The sequence below is a fragment of the Bradyrhizobium sp. cf659 genome (assembly GCF_900113725.1).
Lineage (GTDB): Bacteria > Pseudomonadota > Alphaproteobacteria > Rhizobiales > Xanthobacteraceae > Bradyrhizobium.
Genome location: NZ_FOQJ01000013.1, coordinates 107,443 through 128,340 on the forward strand (window position 1 = coordinate 107,443; position 20,898 = coordinate 128,340).

11 protein-coding genes and 1 pseudogene are annotated in these 20,898 nt (G+C 63.9%); 5 read left to right on the top strand and 7 right to left on the bottom strand.

Going from position 1 to position 20,898, the window contains the following annotated elements:
* Position 1 precedes the first annotated feature (1 nt).
* The 7 genes and pseudogenes from BM118_RS34810 to BM118_RS34835 all read right to left on the bottom strand — a co-directional run bounded on the left by BM118_RS34810 (position 2) and on the right by BM118_RS34835 (position 16,007).
* Positions 2–9,742, bottom strand: a complete 9,741-nt coding sequence (locus tag BM118_RS34810) for a non-ribosomal peptide synthetase (RefSeq protein ID WP_092191786.1) — start codon at positions 9,740–9,742, stop codon at positions 2–4.
* A gap of 64 nt (positions 9,743–9,806) precedes the next feature.
* Entirely contained in the window at positions 9,807–10,775 is a 969-nt protein-coding gene (locus BM118_RS34815; protein ID WP_092191788.1) for a TauD/TfdA family dioxygenase, read from the bottom strand.
* Complete coding sequence (locus BM118_RS34820) at positions 10,744–11,499, bottom strand: thioesterase II family protein (RefSeq protein WP_092191790.1); 756 nt, start codon at positions 11,497–11,499, stop codon at positions 10,744–10,746. The genes BM118_RS34815 and BM118_RS34820 overlap by 32 nt, the downstream gene beginning before the upstream one ends.
* Positions 11,500–11,520: 21 nt before the next feature.
* The gene (locus BM118_RS34825; RefSeq protein ID WP_092191792.1) at positions 11,521–11,748 is read right to left on the bottom strand and encodes an MbtH family protein; all 228 of its coding nucleotides are present in this window, start codon (positions 11,746–11,748) and stop codon (positions 11,521–11,523) included.
* Between the two features lie 357 nt (positions 11,749–12,105).
* Positions 12,106–14,481 (bottom strand): TonB-dependent receptor, encoded by a 2,376-nt coding sequence (locus BM118_RS34830; protein ID WP_092191794.1) that lies wholly within the window; start codon positions 14,479–14,481, stop codon positions 12,106–12,108.
* A 249-nt stretch (positions 14,482–14,730) separates the two neighbouring features.
* Positions 14,731–14,949 (bottom strand): annotated as a pseudogene (locus BM118_RS42710) (M20/M25/M40 family metallo-hydrolase); the annotation flags it as partial.
* A 137-nt stretch (positions 14,950–15,086) separates the two neighbouring features.
* Complete coding sequence (locus BM118_RS34835) at positions 15,087–16,007, bottom strand: LysR substrate-binding domain-containing protein (RefSeq protein WP_092191796.1); 921 nt, start codon at positions 16,005–16,007, stop codon at positions 15,087–15,089.
* A gap of 112 nt (positions 16,008–16,119) precedes the next feature.
* On the opposite strand from BM118_RS34835, the gene BM118_RS34840 reads away from it, so the two are divergent.
* From BM118_RS34840 to BM118_RS34860, 5 genes are read left to right on the top strand one after another with little or no spacing between them, the layout of a single operon-like run.
* Entirely contained in the window at positions 16,120–16,881 is a 762-nt protein-coding gene (locus BM118_RS34840) for an ABC transporter ATP-binding protein (RefSeq protein WP_244550307.1), read from the top strand.
* On the top strand, positions 16,878–17,600 hold the full coding sequence (locus tag BM118_RS34845) for an ABC transporter ATP-binding protein (RefSeq protein ID WP_092191800.1): 723 nt from the start codon (positions 16,878–16,880) through the stop codon (positions 17,598–17,600). The genes BM118_RS34840 and BM118_RS34845 overlap by 4 nt, the downstream gene beginning before the upstream one ends.
* A 3-nt stretch (positions 17,601–17,603) precedes the next feature.
* Positions 17,604–18,518 carry a branched-chain amino acid ABC transporter permease gene (locus tag BM118_RS34850; protein WP_092191802.1) on the top strand — a complete coding sequence of 305 codons (915 nt, stop codon included), beginning with the start codon at positions 17,604–17,606 and terminating at the stop codon, positions 18,516–18,518.
* 3 nt (positions 18,519–18,521) lie between these two features.
* Entirely contained in the window at positions 18,522–19,595 is a 1,074-nt protein-coding gene (locus BM118_RS34855) for a branched-chain amino acid ABC transporter permease (RefSeq protein ID WP_092191804.1), read from the top strand.
* Between the two features lie 38 nt (positions 19,596–19,633).
* Positions 19,634–20,812 (top strand): ABC transporter substrate-binding protein, encoded by a 1,179-nt coding sequence (locus BM118_RS34860; protein WP_177234966.1) that lies wholly within the window; start codon positions 19,634–19,636, stop codon positions 20,810–20,812.
* Positions 20,813–20,898 lie beyond the last annotated feature (86 nt).

Genomic DNA, 20,898 nt, shown 5'->3' on the forward strand with positions numbered 1-20,898 from the left:
CTCACTGCTCCGCCCCGACCAATTCCTCGAGCTCCTCGGCGTCGAACTCCTGTTCGATCAGCCTGATCGACACGGCGCGTGCAAATGACGCGAGATCGGGATGAGCAAACAGATCCGAGATCGCGATCGACACGCCGATCTCCTGCGACACCCGGCTGAGCACCCGCACGGCAAGCAGGGAATGTCCGCCGAGCTCGAAGAAGTGATCGTTGCGTCCGACCTGGTCGACATCGAGCAGCTCCGCCCAGATCCCGGCCAGCGCAAGTTCGATCTCATCCTCGGGTGCCTCGTAGGAGCGGCGCGTCAGCGCATCCTCGCCCGGCGCCGGCAGTGCCCGCCGATCGATCTTCCCGTTCGGGGTGAGCGGCAGCTGCTCAAGCACCGTCACCGTCGACGGCACCATGTAATCAGGCAGAACGGCGGACAGTGCGTCGCGCAAGGCCGGGCCGTCGAGCGTTGGCTCACCGCTGGCATAGCCGAACAATTGGCGCCCGGTTCTGCCCTCGCCGGCCACCACAGCCGCCGCACGCACGCCGCGCTGCTCGAGCAGGCGGGCCTCGATCTCGCCGAGCTCGATGCGGAAGCCGCGGATCTTCACCTGCCGGTCTGCACGGCCGACATATTCGATCACGCCGTCGTCGCGCCAGCGCGCGAGATCGCCGGTGCGATAGAGGCGCGTGCCGCTGCCGCTGAACGGATCGGGGACGAAGCGCTCCGCGGTCAGTGCACCCCGGTTCAGATAGCCGCGGGCCTGGCCAACACCACCGATGAACAGCTCGCCAGTGACGCCGACGGGAACGACATTGAGGTCGGAATCGAGGATGTGCACGGACCTCGCACCGACGGGCCGTCCGATTGGTGCGGGCTGGTGAGGTGTCAGCACGGCGTCATCGACGATCCACGCCGTTGGTGCGATCACTGTCTCAGTCGGGCCGTAAGCGTTGACCAGAAGATCGACATCGGCAGCCCCGCGAAACGCCTTGATTCCGGTATCCGACCAGGCCTCGCCGCCGACGATACAAGCCCTGATCGCGAGCCTGCGCCCGGCCTGCCGCAACGCCGCGCTCAATTGATCCGCATAGGATGGCGGAAGGAAAATCGAGGTCACCGAATTGCGCGTGATTTCGCTGACGAGATCGTCGACCAAGAGGCCCGGCTTTGAAGGCAGGACGAGCGAGCCGCCCGTCATCAGCGGCACCAGCCATCGCTCGTGGGCGATATCGAAATTGATCGACGCCGTCTGGAACTCGCGGTCGCGGGAGGTCATGCGGTACAGCCGGCTGATCGCTTCGCAATGCATGGCAAGCGGCCCTCGCGCAACAGCCACGCCCTTCGGCATTCCGGTCGATCCCGAGGTGTAGATGACATAGGCCAGGCTGTCCGGATGGATCTCGACATCCAGGTTCCCGCTGTCGTCGCCGGCGGGCGATGGCGCGTCGATGCAGAGGGCCTCGACTCCGGCCTGGCGCAACACCGGCGCGAGCGGCTCGAGCAGCACGCCTTGCGTCAGGACCAACGCCGCGCCACTGTCACGCAGCATGTAGGCAAGCCGCTCGGCCGGATAATCCGGATCGAGCGGCAGATAGGCGCCGCCGGCCTTCAGAACCGCGAGCAACGCAATGATCAAGTCGGGGCTTCGCGTCAGGGCAATGCCGACAAGCCGATCCGGGCCGAGATTCCAGGGGCGAAGGCGCCGTGCAAGCGCGTTGCCCCGCGCGTTCAACTCGCCATAGCAGATGCGCTGGTCGCCCCATACGATGGCAACGGCGGACGGCGCCCGCGCGGCCTGCGCTTCGATATGCGTCACGACGTCGGCACAGGAAGATGCCGACGACAGCTGCACTGCGCCGCTCCATTCGAGAATTCGCCGCGCGTCTTGATCGGCTGCCGATGGGAGATCACCAAGCACACGCTCCGCATCCGCTGCGATCCGTTCCAGCAGACCGTGCAGAATGTCGCGAAGACGCAAGATGGCCGCCTCGTCGAACCGGCACCGGTCATAATTGAACTCGATGTTCATCCGGTCGCTTGCGGCGAACACCGCAACCGCCAGCGCGTAGTTCGTCGGCGTCACATGCGCCACCCGCCCAAGCCGCGGGTCGCCTTCCCCGCCCCGCAGCAATCCCTCGTCGATCGGGTAATTCTCGAACACCAGGATGCTGTCGAACAGCGGCTGCCCGGCATGGCCGGCGAGGCGCTGAATTTCGTAGAGCGGCGTCCAGCCGTGCTCGCGTAGAGCCAGGTTCTGTTCCTGCAACTGGCGCAGCCAATCGCCGACGATTGCCTGCGGGTTCGGCGCATCGATGATGGGAAGCGTGTTGATGAAGAGGCCCACCATCTCCTCCGAGCCGGGCAATTCGGCCGGACGGCCCGATATCGTCACGCCGAAGCAGACTGCGGACTGCCCTGAATGTCGGCGCAGCAATTGTGCCCACGCCCCCTGTATGAGCGTATTGAGCGTCACCCGTTCGCGCTTTGCGAACGACTTCAGTCGCTCGGTCAGCGCTGCGTCTACCGTCATCCCGACACTGGCGTGGCCTTCGGCGCCGGAAGTCTTGCTGGTCGCCACCGCGTTCGCGAGCAGCGTCGGCGTTTCGAGCCCCGCCAACGCCTCGCGCCAGAACCTCTCGGCGCTTTCCCGATCGCGACCCTTCAGCCATGCGATGTAGTCACGATAGCTGCCCTGCACGGCCGGCAGCGGATCCCCGCTCACATGCTGCAACACCTCCGCAACCAGCCGGGCGGAACTCCAGCCGTCGACAAAGATGTGATGATGGGTCCAGATCAGCCAGTGACGGTCGTCGTCGAGACGTATCAGGCGAATGCGCTGAAGCGGCGGCTGCGAAATGTCGAAGCCCGTTTCGCGGTCACGCCGGGATATCTCGGCCAGCGCCGCTTCCAAATCCCTGCGCGATCCGTCGCGCCAGTCCTCTTCGACGAACGGCACCGTCACATGGCGATGCACCACCTGCTGCGCTGCGCCCGACAGGTTCTGCCAGACAAACCCGGTCCGCAAGGCCGCATGCCGGTCGCTGACCACCTGCCACGCGGTTCGCAGCTTGCCGGCATCGACGCCGAACAGCTCGAGCCCGACCTGATTCACATAGGCGTCGTTGGCACCGTCACGCAGTGCATGGAACAGCATGCCTTGCTGCATCGGCGAGAGCGGATAGATGTCCTCAATGCCGCGAAGATCCGAGGTCGTCGCGAGCCGATCGAGCTCGGCTTGACCGAGCTCGGACAATGCGACATCGGACGGCGTGAGGCCGGACGCTCCATTGCAGCAATGCGCGACCAGTTCGCGCAGCGCATCCTCATAATGCGCCGCCAGTCGCGCGACCGTCGCCTGCCGGTAGCGCTTGCGTCCATATCCGAAGGACAATTCCAGCCGGCCCTCACGCACGAGGCCAGTGACGTTCAGCAATCCGCGCATGGGCGCCGAGGCGCTGCGCGAAGGACCTGCGCTCTCAGGTGCGAAGCTGAAGCGCTGGGTGACGCCGACGCTCGCGTCGAAGCGGCCGAGATAATTGAAGACGATCTGCGGCTCCGCCAATTGCGCGAGGGCATGGCGCTGCTGCTCGGAGCCGAGATAGCGCAGCACGCCATAGCCGAGTCCGCGATTCGGAATCGCGCGAAGCTTCTCCTTGACGGCCTTGATCAGTGAAGCTTCGCCGGCGCCTGCATCCTTCAGCCGGACCGGGAACGCCGTCGTGAACCAGCCGACGGTACGGGATACATCCGCGTCCGGGAAAATATCCTCGCGGCCGTGGCCTTCCAGCTCCAAGGTGACCTCGTCGTGCTGGCTCCAGCGCGACACCGCGCGCACGAGACCGGCCAGCAACAAGTCGTTGACCTGGGTCCGATAAGCAGAGGGCGCCTGTTCGAGCAGCCGCGAGGTCAGGTCGGCGTCGAACACCAATGACACCTCGCCGCCGTCATCGACGCGATCGACGCCGCCATGGTCATCGTCACATGGCAGGCGCGCGCCGGCACCGCAATCGCGCCAGCGGGGCAGTTCGGCCGCAATCTCCGCGGTCGCCGCATAGGCATGCAGCCGCTCGCTCCACGAGCCATAGGAGTCGCTCTTCGGCGGCAGCGTGACGGGACTGCCACGCTGCAGCTGGTCATAGGCCGAAGCCAGGTCTTCCAGCAGGATACGCCAGGACACGCCGTCGACGACGAGATGATGGATCACAAGCAGCAGCCGTTGGCTCCCGTCCGCCAGGTCCATGCCCACCGCGCGCAGCAGCGGCCCCGACGACAGCCGAAGGCTCTCCTGCGCAGCGCGGGCGAGCCCGGCGATATCAGTCACGCCACCGACGTCCGCATGCATCCACAACAATTCCGATGGCACCAGCGCCGGCCCCTGCTCCGCCCGCCAGGCGCCATCCACTTGCTTGAACCGCAGGCGCAACGCGTCGTGATGCTCCACAATGGCAGTGAGCGCGCGCCGCAGCGTCTCCCAGTCGACCTGCATCTGGGGCAGCAGCAAGACCGCCTGGTTCCAGTGATCCCGGTTGCCGATATCCTCGGCGAAGAAGCGCGCCTGGATCGGCATCAGAAGTCGCATGCTGGATCCAGCGTCGCCGCCGGCCGACGTCTTCGCCTCCGGTTTCTCTTTCCTGGTCGTCCCCGTCGATATAACGGCGACCGCCGCCAGTCCGGCAACCGTCTGCTGGCTGAAGATCTGCTTCGGCGTCAGCCGGATGCCGCGCTTGCGCAGGCGGGCGATGATCTGGAGGCTGAGGATGGAATCGCCGCCGAGCTCGAAGAAGTTGTCGTGGCGACCGACGCGTTCGCGACCGAGCACCTCGCACCAGACCGCCGCGATCGCAACTTCAATGTCCCCCGCAGGCGCGGCATAGCCGGCAGGCGACCCCTCGTCGGCCGGCTCGGGCAACGCGCGATGATCGACCTTTCCATTGGACGTCAGGGGCAATCGCGCCAACATGACGATGTGCGATGGCACCATATAGTCCGGCACGATCGCAGCCAGTTGTTGCTTGACCGCATCGGCCTGCGGAGCAGCGCCGCTCTCAGGTACGCAATAGGCGACCAGCTCCTGGCGTTCGGCATTCGCCCCGATCGCGCGCGGGACCACCACCGCATCGCCGATCCCCCGCAGCGCCTTGATGACGCGTCCGACCTCGCCGAGCTCGATGCGATAGCCCCGCAACTTGATCTGATCATCGGTGCGGCCCAGGAATATCAACCGGCCCGCTCCGTCGCAGCGGACACGATCCCCGGTTCGGTAGAGGCGCTCGCCGGCTGCCCCGAACGGATCCGGCACGAAGCGTTCCGCGGTCAGGCCCGCCGCGCCGCGGTAGCCTCGCGCCAGCCCGGCACCGCCGATATAGAGCTCGCCGGCGACGCCGATCGGCACTTCGTTCAGCGCGTCATCCAGGACATGGGCGCGCAGATTGGCAAGAGGCAGTCCGATCGGAGCCGGGCCGTCCTCACCTTCAGCCGCGCATTCATGCGTCACCGCGCCGACGGTCGTTTCAGTGGGCCCGTAATGATTCAGAATGCGGCATTCCGGCCGCAAGCGCCGGACTTCGTCCAGCAGTAAGCCGTCGGAAGCCTCTCCTCCCAGGACGAGCGCGTCGCGGGGGAGAAGGTCGGCCGAGCGCGAGGCCTGAAGCAGCCCTCGCAGATGGCTCGGCACGATCTTGAGAATGTCGACCTCGCCCTCGCGCATGGCTTGCGCGAACGCGTCCGCGTCGAACACGGCCTCCGGAGGCAGCAGATGCAGCGTCGCGCCGGACGCGAGCGCACCGAACAGGACGGTGTGTCCGAGATCGGCCGCCACCGTCGAAACCATCGCCATGTTTGCTGACGGACGCGGCTCCAGCCGTTGCAGCAGAGCCTGCACGTAATTGGCCAAGGCGCCGTGCGAGACGTTCACGCCCTTCGGCGCGCCGGTCGATCCCGACGTGTAGATGACGTAAGCGGTCTGCTCCGGGTGAATCGCCGTGCCGACCGGTCGGCTCGATGCCTCCTTGCGCACGGCTTCCGCCTCCGCATCGAGCACCAGGCAACCGAGCCCGCGCGCATCCGCCAATTTCTCATCCGCCGCCAGCACGATGTCGATGCCGCCGTCCGCCAGGATACGGCGAATGCGCTCCAGAGGCCATTTCGGATCGAGCGGGACGTAAGCGCCGCCGGCCTTCAGCACACCCAGCAAGGCGACGACAAAGGCCGGCGAACGCTCGATCCACAGCGCGACCGGTGTCTCGCGCGCCACGCCCTTGGCGATGAGAACATGCGCGATACGGTTGGATCGCTGCTCGAGATCAGCAAAGGTCATTTGCTCCCGGCCGCATCGGATGGCGATGGCGGCCTGTCGATCTGCGGTCGCGGCACGGTGAAGGCTGACCACATCGGAGAAGCCGAACGCCGCGGCCTGCTTCGGCACGGTCTGCCGGCGCCCATCGTCGATGACGAAGTCCGATATCCGCCGCTCGGCATTGTCGGCAATCTGGCGCAGCATCGAACCGAATTGCGCCGCCAGCCGTGCAATGGTCGGGCGATCGAACAGATCGGTGTCATAATTGAATGTCACCTTCATGCCGGCGGCGCCATCGATGACGTCGAGGGCGAGATCGAAATGCGAACCAGCGAGATCGATGATGTCGATTTCGGCGGTGAGCCCCTCGACGCCGGCAAATCCACCCGGCGCCGTCATGTAGTTGAACTTCGCCTGGAACAGCGGATTGTGGCCACCGCTGCGCTCGGGCTTGAGGCCGTCGACCAGCATTTCGAAAGGAAGATCCTGGTGTGACAGCGCTTCGACCACCGAATCCTTGACCTGATGCAGCAGGCTCGGGAAGCTCGATTCGCCCGCAATCTCGGCCCGTAGCACCGGCGTATTGACGAAACATCCGATCAGCCGCTCGAGCTGCGTATGCCGACGCCCTGCGATCGGCACGCCGACGCGCAGATCGTCTTGGCCGGTGTAGCGATGGAGCAGCACCTGATATGCGCCGAGCAGCAGCATGAAGACGCTGACGCGCTGCTTTGCAGCGATTTCCCGGAGCCGGGACGCAAGCGCGCCATCGATCGCAAGTCCGATCGTGTCGCCGGCATGGCTCTGGAGCACCGGGCGCGGCCGATCATGCGGCAATGCCAGGACCGGATGAACATCGCCGAGCTTGGCGCGCCAATAAGCGAGCTGCCGATCGCCCTCGCCTCCTGAGAGCCAGTTTCGCTGCCAGGCCGCGAAATCCGCATATTGAATCGCCGGAATCGGCGGCGCGCCTGCGCCCTGGCCGATGCCGCCACGATAGAGAGCGGACAGCTCTTCGAGCAACACGTCGAGCGACCAGCCATCGACGATGATGTGATGGGCTAGCAGCAGAAATTCGTAGGCATCGTCCGCGAGCTGAAGCAGCACCGCGCGCAACAGCGGCCCCTTTACGAGATCGAACGGCTTGCCGAGCTCGGATCGCTTGAGCCTCTCCGCGCGCTCGGCGCGTTCGCGCGCAGGATAGGAGCGGAGATCCTCGTGCCGGATACCGATGCTCATGACATCGTGGATGAGCTGCGTTCCGCGGCCGTCCCTGGCGGTGAACGTGGTGCGCAAGATCTCGTGACGACGGACGATCTCGCCGAGAGCGCGCGACAGCACGGCATGATCGAGCCGCCCCCTCAGGCGGATTGTGCTTGCAACGATATAGGCTGTCCCGGCCGGATCCATGTTCCAGAGGAACCACAGCCGCTCCTGCGCGTGCGACAGCATCCCACGATCGGTCGAGGCGGCCCACGGGATCGGCGGCAGCGTCCGCCCAGCACCGGCGCCCGCCATGGCATCGATCCGGCCAGCGAAGGCTGCGAGCGTCGGCGCGTCGAAGAAGGTGCGCAGCTCCACTTCCACGTTCAGGCGGTCACGGATCGCCGCGGCGACCTGGCCGGCCGCAATCGAGTTTCCGCCCAGCACGAAGAAATCGTCCTCGCGATGCACCGCCGCGACGCCGAGCGCATCGCGCCAGATCGATGCGACGGCGCGCTCGGTCTCGGTCGCCGGTGCGGTCAAGACTGCGCCGCCGCGCCGACGGCCCTTCTCGAACACCATGAAGCTGTCGAGCGTGTCGTCGGCGAGGCCGGCCGCGCAGGCTGACCGCTGTAGCTTGCCGCTCGTGGTCAGCGGCATCGCTTGCGGGTTCAGCAGAACGATCACGGCCGGATATTCCTGCGCCTGCTGCAGCACGGCTGCGCCGATCGCATGTGCGAGCGCTTCCGGATTGCTGCGCTTGAGCACGGCGCGGCTGAATTCCGCCGCCACGCCGATGGCTTCGCGCCCATCGATCTCGACCGGAAAAGCGGCAACCCGTCCACTGCGGACGGACTCGACCTCGGCTTCGACCGCCTGCTCGACATCGGTCGGATAGACGTTCTGCCCGCGAACGATCAGCAGGTCCTTGAGACGCCCGGCCACCACGAGTACGCCGTCGCGAAGGAAGCCGATGTCGCCGGTACGCAGCCAACGCACGCCGTCCCGCTCGACGAAGGCCTGATGCGTGGCCTCGGAATTGTTCCAGTATCCAAGCGCGACGCTGGGGCCCGCGACCCAGATCTCGCCGACCTCATTCGCCCCGGCCGCGGCCGATCCGTCGACGCGCATGATGCGCACGGCGTGACCCGCGGCGGTTCGACCGCATGCCACGAGGTCGGTGCCTTCGCCGGCGCTCGCGATGCGGCCTGCGGCGAGCTCCGCGGTGTCGAGCGTATGGCTGACGGTGTCGGCCGTGATGTCGCCGGCCGTTACCAGCAGCGTCGCTTCGGCGAGACCATAGCAAGCCGTCAACGCCCTTCGATTGAACCCGGCCCGCGCGAACCGGTCGCCGAACTTCTCGAGGGTGGTCCGGCGGACGAACTCCGACCCCGAGAATGCGAATTTCCACCGGCTCAGGTCCAGGCGGCTGATGGTCTCATCCGAAATGCGGTCGGCGCACAGCGAGTACGCAAAGTCGGGGCCACCGCTCATCGTGCCGCCGTGACGGTCGATGGCCTCGAGCCAGCGTCGCGGCCGCTCGAGGAAACTCCGCGGCGACATCAGGACGCCGGTAAAGCCCGTGAACAACGGATTCAGAAGTCCGCCGATCAGTCCCATGTCGTGATAGAGCGGCAGCCAGCTCACAAAGACGTCGTCCGGCATTCCTCCGCCGGCCGCTTCAATGGCGCGCTCGTTGGCCGCAAGATTGCCATGAGAGACGCAAACGCCCTTCGGCTGCGAGGTCGAGCCGGACGTGTACTGGAGGAATGCGATCGCATCGGCCGCGGGCCTCATCTCGCGCCAGTCCGTTGCGAGTTCGGGCAGGATGGTATCCACCGCAACGACATGCACGTCGCCCAATTCGGGCAGCGCCGCCTCGATGAGCGCGCGCAGAGCCGTCTCCACCAGGATGAAGCGAGGCGCCGCATCCCGCAAGATGCCGTTGAGACGTCCTGCATAGCGTTCGGGGCCGCCCTCCGGCGGATAGGCCGGAACGGCGATTACGCCCGAATACAGGCAGGCATAAAACGCCACGGCATAATTGATCCCGCTCGGAAGCAGGATCACTGCCCGCTCGCCTGCGCCGCCCATCTGCTGCAACCACGCCGCAAGCGCCCTGATCCGCACGTCGAGCGCGGCAAACGTCAGCTCATCGGCGACGTCGTCGCCGTCCAGGAATCGCAACGCCACCTTCTCCGGTCGCAAGGCGGCGTGCTCTCGCAAGCGTTCGACCAGGTTGGCTCTGTCCATGTTCTCAAATCCTTGTCCGGCCGCAGCCGGAAATCCTCACCGCCCGAATGACGAGTGCCGCCGATCAACCCTGCCGATGAGCTTCGGCCATTGCGACAATGACCTTTCGCGGCCCCTTGAATGGAGCACGCGCGTGCGCGGTGAGCATGTTGTCGAGCATCACGACGTCGCCGGCCTGCCAGGGAAAGCTGATCTTGTGCTTCTCGAGAACGGTCCGGACCGTTGACAGCGTCTCATCCTCGATTGTCGAACCATCGCCGTAGAAGACGTTGCGCGGCAGATCGGCTTCGTCATCGACCACGTCGAGCAGACTGTCGCGTACCTCCGGCTCGAGATTGGAAACGTGGAACAGATGCGCCTGGTTGAACCAGACCCAGTCACCCGTGACCGGGTGCCGCGCCGTGCCCTGACAGACCTGGCGGGTGCGGAGCTCGCCATCCTCCTTCCACTCGCAATCGATGTCGTGGCGAGCGCAGTAAGCCTCCACCTCCGACCTGGAGTCCGTGCCGAACACCTGCTGCCAGTCGACGTCGAGACCGTTGCCGTAGTTCCGCACATACATCACGCCCTTGTCGGCGAACCGTTCGCGAATGGCCGGCGGCATGTCGCGATAGATGGCGCGGCTGTCGGCGATCGGCGTCTCCCCGCCTTCCAGCGCCGGCTGCATGCAATAGAACCAGATCTTCATCGGCCAATCGCGGGTATAGGCCTGCTCGTTATGCAGCGGGATATGCTGATGCGGCGGATACTCCGTGGACGTGTAGACCCCGGAGGTCACCTGCGAACGCGGCGTCGATCCGAACTCGTAGGTGAGCAGCGGGTGACCGAAATCGGCCGCAAATGCCCGAAACGCATCGGGACCATCGAGCGAGAAATCGCGAAACACGATGCCACCACTGTCGATCAGGTGCCGGTCGATCGTCTCGCGCAGCATGCGAAGTGCTTTGCCGAGCGGCTCCCCGGCCTTACCTGCCTTGAGCAGGAGGGGAAGAGTTCTGCCCTCAATGAGTGGCTGGACGGAGAACGCGCTCATGATCCTCGCTCCGATGCAAACCAATCGATCGCCCCGATTGCCGGGCCAGCGCCGCGCAGATCCGGTCGATCAGCTCAGCCTGCTGCGTGTGAATGAAGAAGTGATGCCCTGGCAGGATATCGAGCGCGAATGACGCCGAGGTCTCCTGTTGCCAGGCCTCGAGCGCTTCGCGCCCGGTCTCGTCATCTGCTCCGCCAAAGACGTGCACGGGGCACGGCAGCGGACGTCGCGGCCGGTAGACATAGGCCCCGCACATCAGAAAGTCGGCACGAAGCACGGGCAGCGCGGACCGCATCAGCTCTGCATTCGACAGCGCCTCGTCGGGCGTGCCCTGAAGATTGCGTAGCTCCTGCATCAGCGCCTCGTCGCTCAGCGGCTCGCGCCACTTGCTGCCGTCCCGAACGGCGGGTGCCTCCGCACCCGAGGCAAAGAGAATGGCCGGCGCGGCCGCGCCGCGATCGAGCAGGCCATGCGCGAGCTCGAACGCGATCACGGCACCGAGGCTATGCCCGAACAACGCGTAAGGCCCGTCCAGCTGCGCGGCGAGCTCGCCAGCGAGCTGCGCTGCCAACACGCGCGGATCGGTCGTCAGCGGCTCGTCCATGCGCGCGCCGCGCCCGGGCCATTCCACCGGCCGCACGTCGATCCACGACGGCAGAAGCCTGCGCCACCGCGCATAGAACATGGCGCTGCCGCCGGAGTAAGGCAAACAAAGAAGCCGCATCGGACGACCGTGCTCCGCTGACTACGCCGACTGCTGAGGCGCCGCGTCGTCCATGAATTTGCGCAAGCTGAGCGGGCGCATGTCGGTCCACACCTGTTCGATGTGGTCGAGACATTCCTTCTTGCTGCCCGTCTTGCCCACCGCCTTCCAGCCGCCAGGAATTTCCTTGAACGTCGGCCAGATGGAGTATTGCTCTTCGTGATTGATGACGACGGTGAAGGTGACGTCGTCTCTGTCGAACACCATCATGGCTCGGTCCCCTTTTCGGAAAGCGAAAGCAGAGACGTTTGACTAGGTCAGAAGCAGACGATGGTCAAAGCAATATCGACGCGACTCTTTGTAAGACCTCAAAACTGGCGACGGACGAACACAATGCAACCTCCGCGCTTGCGCACCAAGATGCAGGAAAATATCGCGATTCCAGAACACGTCGCAGATTGCTGCAATTCTAACGGCGCACGGAGGAACTTTTCCGATGCGACACGATCGCGCGTTTTGTCACGGGCGCTCTTCATCGGCCTGTCATCAATTGCATTGAGTGGCTCACGACGAGACGATGCCGCCGCGGATCAACCGCGGCGGCATGAATTCCGATAAGGAAGTGATTCAGAAATTGAAGGTGGTGGACACCAGATAGGTCCGAGGCGCACCAAGCGTGATAACTCCGCTATAAGCCGAAGCCCAGTACGCCTTGTTGCCGACGTTTTCGATATTTGCGCGCACGACGATCGGTTTTCCGTTCCAGGGGGACGTAAAGGTATATCGCGCCCCAATATCGACACGCGTCCATTCGGGCAAAGTCAGCGTATTCGTGACGTTGACGTACTGCGAGCCGGTATAGATGACCCTGCCCGTGAACGTGAGACCACGTACAAACGGCGTATCCCATTCCGCGCCCATATTGACATTGACGACGGGCACGCCGACCGCCTTCCTTCCGTCGTTTATCCCGCCTTGGGTCTGTTCCTGCACGCCGTCAATCAGTGCAACACCGCCGAGAACGCGAATATCGGGCGTGATCTCACCGAACACATTGAGTTCCGCACCCCGATTGCGCTGCCTGCCATTGAGTTGCTGGGTCGCGGACGTGCCGGAGCCAACCGTGATGATGCTCGGCTGGCTGATGTCGAACACGCTCAAGGTCGTTGTGAATCGACCTGCGTCGATCTTCATACCCACCTCGGCCTGCTTCGTCTGGGCCGGAGGAAAGACCGTCCCGACGTTCGCAAAAGCTCCGCTCACCACTACAGGCGTTTGGAGACCTTCAATGTAATTTGCATAGAGCGAGACGTTTTCGACCGGCTTGACAAGGAGCGCGTACGCCGGGCTCCAAACGGACGTGTCTTGTTCCGGTCGGCTCGAGGCGGGGACGAGAAAGTTCGTCACTTCCGTTCCAGCCGTCTGACGGCGAACGCCAAGTGTGAGCTGAACACGTTTGTCCAAGATCGACATCGTGTCGGAAACGCCGACGCTCGACAGCGTCACGCCGGTAGTCTGGCTGGCAGATAACGTCGAGAAGTTCGGTTTCGCTATGTTTGTCGGCTCGGTGTACAGATTCCAGAAGATCAGATCCGCAAGAGCACTGTTCGAGCGGGTCCAGACCTTCTGATTGTAGGTTCGGTCGTTGATCGAGTAGTTGACGTTCGCTGCATGATTGACCGGGCCGGTATCCACCGTTGCCCGGACGCCGGCCTCACCCGCGAGCGTCTCGAACGTTTCCTTTCCTGCAAACGGCCGCGACCACAAACCTCCCAACTGGAAGGCGCCAGGCGGAGACGTCAATGCCCCCGCCGCGACGTTGGAGATGTTGGGCGACGGATAGGCGTAGTTGATGTTGCTGTCGTGATAGCCGAATGCCCCATAAGCGGTCATCCAGTCAGTGACATCCACCTCACCTCTGGCGGTCGTAAAGAAGTCAGTCGGGGCGTAATAGGCCCACGGGACCTGGAAATTGAGCCCGGCTTTTGGCGGCGGAGGAATGATCGCTGTTGTGGTCGGGACATTGAAGAAGCGCAACGGCGGGTTCAGATTGTCGGCCTGATAGCCGATATCGACCGCCGCACGCACACGCTCTCCGCGATAATCAAGACCCAGAACCGCGTTGCCGAATTCGTCGGTCTGACGATTCCAGGGCGTGTTGCCGTTCGAATAGGTGCTGTTCAGCCGAACGCCCCACTCCTTGTGCTCACCGTACCGGCGGCTGACGTCAATATTCTCGCCAAACTGCGATTTTGAAACGTAGGTTGCCGTGAGCTGCGTAATGTCGACGTCAGGCGCGTGCTTGGTGATCAGATTGACGCTACCGCCAACCGCACCGCCGCTCGCGACTCCGGTGCCACCAGCTGTCATCCCGTTGAGTAGCGCACCCGGCCCCTTCAGCACCTCGACACGCTCCACGAAATTCGCACCCGAGGAATAATAAGGAGCGATTCCGTAGAGACCGTTCAATCCATAATCGCCGCTGTCGTAGTAGAAGCCGCGAATGAAGAGGCTATCTGCACCACCGCCCGCCGCTTGAATGACCCTGACCGAGGGATCGTTGGCGAGAACGTCACGGATCGTGCGCGCTTGCTGATTCTGCATGAGCTCGGCCGTATAGCTCGTCTGGTTGAACGGCGTGTTCATCACGCCGCGATTGCCCAGAAGACCGAGACTTCCGCCGCTTGCAACCTGACCGCCTGCATAGGCGGGCGGCACCGTGCCGAGCGTGCCGGTCGAAGGCACCACATAGGGAACGGGCGCAGCCTGGCGCGGAGCCGCCGCGGCAACTGATCTCTGTCCCCGCGACGCGCGCGTCGACTGTGATCTCTGGACCGGCTGCCGAACTCTCGGCTTGGGAGCGTCGACGGTCACCGGCGGCAGATTCGTTTGCGCAAATGCATGCTGAAGTTCACCCGACGATTCCAGCGACAGCGCAAGATAACTCACCGCTCCCAGCGATAGCGTACGCACAATTTTCCTGGCCGAGAGTTCACGCGTCATTCCTGCACCCCAATTCCACTAGCAAGCAAGTCCCCGCGCTTCGTAACATACGAGGGTGCTTCGAGAAGGGATTGGGAACTAGAAGTTATCTAAGGTTGTACGACAAACCGTCGCGATTGGAGGAGCGATCTCCGGTTTCGAATTTCGTTGCGCGATTTTGAATGCTTCTAGTTTCAACTCGTTCTAATCGTCGATCCGCGTGTGACATGCTGGCGATATTCTGTCACTCCCCCCGGAATTCTCCATTTGGCCGAGCAGGCTGCGCATCGTGCGCATGAATATTCGCGCACCAATTTCCATCAGCTGATCCGGAAAGTCGTAATTCGGCTGATGCGATCCGGAACGCTCTTTGCCCGCTCCCAGGAAAAACATCACCGACTTCGAACGGGTGCCAAAACGTCCGAAGTCCTCGGAACCACGCAGCGGCAGTCCCGGCGCAGAATGTCGCACCCCCTCTGCGTCCAGCGCGCTTCGAGAGGCCCGCATTGATCAAACGCACCGATGCTGGACCATGCGGGGCGATATGTCGGCGTGGTTCGGGAAACACCCCGATAGAACGTGAGCGATACGATGAAATTGGATCACGTCGCCGAACGGCTCGGCCTTCAATCGAAATGAACCGGTTCGGACCCGGGATAAGCAAGGGAGACGAACTCGCAAAAAGCGCGGGCTGCTGGGGAAAGCCGGGCCTTGCTTTTCCAGGCAAGGCCCACGTCCATGGTGTGAACATCGTCATCCAGCGTCTTGAGATCGATCCGATGTCCTTCCAGCGACCATGGCCGATAGACCATATCGGACAGGACCGTGATGCCCATGCCGGTGGCAACCATGCTTCGCACCGCTTCCACGGACAGGGTCCGGAAGATGACATTGGGAACGTGAGGTGTCCGCTGCCAGTAACGCATTGCGGAGCGTTCAGCCTCGTCGACGGTCAGCATCAAATAAGGCTCGCTGGCAAGATCAGCCAACTTGACGCTGTCCTTGTGCAACAGCGGATGGTTTGCGCAGGTCCACAGGCGGCGGGGCGAGCGCAAAAGAAGGCGAGAACGGATGGAACGCCGGTCGTGCAGGTTCGAGACGAGCATGATGGCGGCATCGACGCTGCCTTTCACGAGACTCTGCTCAATCGCGTCGCGCTGGAATTCGTGCAGTCGCACCGTGATACCGGGAAAGGATCGCCAGAACCGCGATAGCAGCGGCGGCAGGAAATAACCTGCAACAGTGTAGCTGACGGCGACATCCACGGTGCCGTCGACCTGGGTCCCCCAGCGATGCGGCCCGCGCATCGCGTCCGACACGCTGGCCTCGATGGCGCGAGCGCGCTGCAGGAATTCCTGGCCATCGAAGGTGAGCGTCACACCGTTCGAATGCCGGTCGAACAGTTTGCGGCCGAGATCGGCTTCAAGCGCCTTGATCGATGCAGTGACGGCGGATTGCGTCACGTTCAGCGCAGCGGCCGCCGCCGAGACCCGTCCGGACTCGGCGGTGGCGATGAAGTGGCGAACCTGACGGAAAGTCAGCGTCATCAATTTTTCCGATATCAGCGACCATTATTTCGAATTTTACAATCCCCCGCCGCAACGCAAAAATCAATCGTTGGCTCGCGTGTCAGAAGGCGTCTTGATGACTTCCCATGGATTGGAACTGGTCGCGCGCGATGTCAGTGTCCAATTCGACGGCTTAAAAGCCCTATCAGAGGTTGCGCTCGCCGTACCCCGCGGACGCATTACCGGTTTGATCGGCCCCAACGGCGCGGGAAAGACTACGCTCATCAACGTCCTGACCGGGTTTCAGCCCGTCGGGACCGGAAGCGTTGAGCTGGAAGGCGAAACGGTCAATGGCGTGGCGGCACACAAGCTGCGGCGCAGGGGCGTTGCACGCACGTTTCAATCGGGTCGACTGTTCCGCGATCTTCCAGTCATCGACAACCTCGAGGTGACCGGCGTCGGGCTCGGCCAAAGGCGACGCGACGCGATCGCGGAAGCCCAGCGCGTGATGGCCTGGCTCGGCATATCGCAGCTCGCCGGCACGATCGCCGGCGCGCTGCCCTACACCGACGAACGCCGCGTCGCCATCGGCCGCGCCATCATGTGCACGCCGCGCTATCTGCTGCTCGACGAACCCGCAGCCGGCATGTCCGAGCACGAAAGCCACGATCTCGCCATCATCATCAAGCGGATCGCCGGCGAGCTCGGAATCGGGGTGCTGTTGATCGAGCACAATATCGGCCTCGTCCTCGAATTGTGCGAGCGCATCTTCGTGCTCGACTCCGGCGAGATCATCGAGGTCGGGCCGCCGGACCAGATTCGCAACAGTGACGCGGTCCGCCACGCCTATATGGGCACCCAGCTCGACGAGGCGATCCCGGCGCTCGTGACCGAAGAGGCCGTCGCCTCATGACGCTGCTGGCAGTCGACGATCTTGCCGTCAGCTATGGGCGCCTCGCCGCCTTGCGCGGCGTCACACTGAAGATTTCCGAAGGCGAAATCCTGTTCGTGACCGGACCCAACGGCGCCGGAAAGTCGACCTTGCTGAACGCCATCGCGGGCGTCGTGCCGTCAGGATCGGGCACCATCACGATAGAGGGCCGAAACATCACGGGAGCGCCGCCCGAGGAGATCGCACGGCGTGGATTTTCGCTGGTGCCCGAAGGACGCAATGTCTTTGGCGCGCTGACCATCGAAGAGAATCTGAAGGTCGGCACCGGCATGCGCACCGACCGCAGGAAGATCGCCGCCGACCTCGATTCCGTCTACACGGAATTTCCGATGCTGGCGGACCGCCGCCACACCACGGCCGGCATGCTGTCCGGCGGCCAGCAGCAGATGCTGGTGATCGGCCGGGCGCTGATGGCTGCCCCGCGCATCATGGCGATCGACGAGCCGTCGCTCGGGCTTGCGCCCAAGATCATCGACCAAGTCTACGAAATTCTGATGCGTCTGCGAAGGCAGCGCAAGCTCACCCTCCTGATCGTCGAGCAGAGCTCGACGCGCGCCAAAATGACCGGCGGGCGGATGATCCTGATCCGTGGCGGCCGCATCGTGCTGGAGGGCGAGGCCGCCGACATGATGAAGGACGAGCGGCTGAGGCAGGCCTATTTCGGCTTCGGGGATCATTAGGCGATGACGGCCGTGCTCCAGATCATCTTCGACGCTTTGAGCCTGGGCAGCATCTATGCGCTTGGCGCACTCGGGATCGCAGCGATCTTCGGCGTCATGCGGCTGGTGAACTTCGCCCATGGCGACTTCATCGCGTTTTGCGTGTTCGCGATGCTGTGGCCCTCGGTCGATGCCGCCGCGATCGTGTTCGCCGGCAGGCTGCCTGCCTATCTCCTGATTCCGCTGCTGCTTCTCGTCGGTGCCGGGCTGTCGATGCTGTCGGAGGTGATCGTCTTCCGCCGCTTCCGCAACGCCAATCCGGCGACGATGATGATCGCCTCCTTCGCGCTCGGCTTCGTGATCCGTCATCTCTTGCTGATGCTGTATTCGAGCCGTCCGAAGTCGATCGCGCTGTGGCCCAATCTCGGCCTGCCCGTGGAGCTTTTCGGCGCCCACATCCCGATGCTCCAGGTCGTCACCATCATCATCACCCTCCTGGTGCTGGGCGCCCTCGTACTCTTCCTCAAGCGCACCCGCTACGGCCTGGAGATGCGCGCCGCCGCGGAAAACTTCACAATGGCCCGGATGCTGGGCGTGCGCGCCAACGGCGTCATCCTGCTGGCCTTCGCCATCAGCGGCATGCTGGCCGCAGCGATCGGCCTGATCCTTGCCACCAATTCCGGCACGGCCGACATCGGCATGGGCGCCAACGTCATGCTGATTGCCTTCATCGCAACCGTGATCGGGGGCCTTGGCAGCGTGCCGGGCGCGGTCGCCGCGGGCTTCCTGATCGGCGCCGCCAGCGTGGTTTTCCAGGCGACGTTGCCGCATGACGCCCGCGTATTCCGCGACGCCTTCGTCTATGGCGCGGTGATCGTGGTCCTGCTGGTGCGCCCGCAGGGCCTGTTCGCCCCCAAGTCCGCCAAGCAGAGGGTCTGATCGATGTCGCAGCCACCGTCAGTCATCCGGCAAACGATCGCGACGCCGATCGTGCTGATCGTGGTGCTGCTCGCAATGACGGCCTTGACCTATCAATTCGGCAGCCGGGCCTTCAACCGTACCGCGATCGAGATGTTCATCAACATCATGCTGGTGGTCGGCCTCTACGCCTTTGTCGGCAATTCCGGCCTGCTGTCGTTCGGGCATATCAGTTTCATGTGCCTCGGCGCCTACATGACGGCGTGGCTGGCCATTCCGCCGGTGATGAAGTCGATCACGCTCAAGGGGCTGCCGGCGTGGCTGCTGCACACGCAATTGCCGATGTGGGTCGCCACGCCGGTCTCCGGCCTGTTCGCGGCGCTGTTCGCGCTGATCGTCGGCCGCATCATCATGCGCCTGTCGGGGATTGCCGCCTCGATCGCCACATTCGGTCTGCTCGGGGTCGTCAACAACGTCTATTCGAACTGGGACTCCGTCACCGGCGGGCAAGGCTCGATCGTCGGGATTCCGCCCACCATGAACGTCTGGATCGGGTGGCTGGGGGCCGCCGTCGCCATCGTGATCGCCTATCTCTATTCGATCTCCCGCTCGGGCCTTGCGCTACGCGCGACGCGCGACGAGGCGGTCGCGGCAAGCGCCTCCGGCATCGACATCGTGCGCGAGCGGCTGATCGCCTTCGTCGTCAGCGCCTTCATCGTCGGCCTTGCGGGCGCGCTCTACGCGCATTTCCTCAGCATCGTCAATCCAGGTTCGTTCTACCTGCGTACGACCTTCATCTCGCTGTCGATGCTGGTGGTCGGCGGCATGTACAGCCTCAGCGGCGCCGTGACCGGCGTCGTCACGGTGTCGGTCTTGATCGAGCTGTTTCGCAATCTCGAGAAGGGCGTCAGCTTCGGCGGCACGACCGTCGCGCTGCCGAACGGCGCCCAGGAGATTGCGATCGGCATCGTCACGATCATCATCCTGATCTATCTGCCGACCGGCCTCACCCGCAACCGGGAGTTCTCCTGGCGCGGCTGGCCGCTTCAGCGACGCCTCGCACAACCCGTGCAGACGGCGCTGAAGGAGATGAGCTGACTTTCGATGCATCATTGGAGGAGTGGACTATGGGTTTCATGAAACTACCTGGCATACTCGCCGGCCTGACCGCGCTGTGGTTCACGCCGGCTCACGCAGCGAACGAGATCGTGGTCGGATTTGCCACGGCGGCGTCCGGCTTCATGCAGGCTTACGACAAGCCTGCCCAGGATGCCGCCTTGATCCGCATCGAGGAGATCAACAAGGCGGGCGGCCTGCTCGGCAAGAAGATCAAGCCGGTATTCGCCGACACCAAGACCGATCAGGCCGAAGGCGCCAAGGCGGGCCTCACGGTGCTCGACCAGGGGGCGGACCTCGTGATCGTCTCCTGCGACTACGATTTCGGCGCTCCGGCAGCCTTGCAGGCACAGGCGGCCGGCAAGGTCTCCTTCTTCCTGTGCGCCGAGTCGATCAAGGCCGGCATTCCCGGCGTCGGTCCGTTCTCGTTCTCGGCCTCGGTGCTGGCGGCCGTGCAGGGCGCGACCATGGCGGAGTGGGCCTACAACAAGAAGAACGCCCGCAGCTTCTACCGCCTGCTCGACAGCTGGACCGTCTACAACAAGGGCATCTGCGACGGCTTCGACTGGATGCTGCCGCGCCTGAAGGAGGCAGCCCTCGCCGGCAGCGACACGTTCAAGAACGATGACGCCTCGGTCGCATCACAGATCACGCGCATCAAAAGCCTGCCGAAGGAGCCCGATGCCATCATGCTCTGCACGATGATGCCGGGCGCCGTCTCCGCCATCAAGCAGATCCGCGCCGCCGGCATCAAGTCGATGATCCTCAACGGCTCGGGCGTCGACGGCAGCTACTGGCTGAACGCCGTGCCGGACCTGTCGAACTTCTACGTTCCGGTACAGGGGTCCGTCTATGGCGACGATCCGAACCCGGACGTCAATGCGTTCAACAAGAAGTACAAGGAGGTCACCGGCGGCGATCCGTCCAGCCAATATGTCTATCCGGGCTATGTCCTGATCGACGTCTGGGCCAAGGCGGTCGAACGCGCCAAGACGACGGATGCCGCAGGCGTCGTGGCCGAGCTGGAGAAGATGAACAACGAGCCCACGCTGTTCGGGCCCCGCACCTTCACCAAGAACATCCACCATCAGAACCAGGGCCGCTACCTGATCGTCGACACGGAGGCCGGCAAGCCGAAGGTGATCGATCAGTGGACGATCTCGGAGAAGATCCCCGTCGACTATCTTGTATCGAAATAGCCTCGGCGTGCGCCGCGCACCGGTGCGGATCGCACCGTGCGCGGCCCTGCCCTCGGATCACATGCAACAGCCCGGAAAGAAGGACA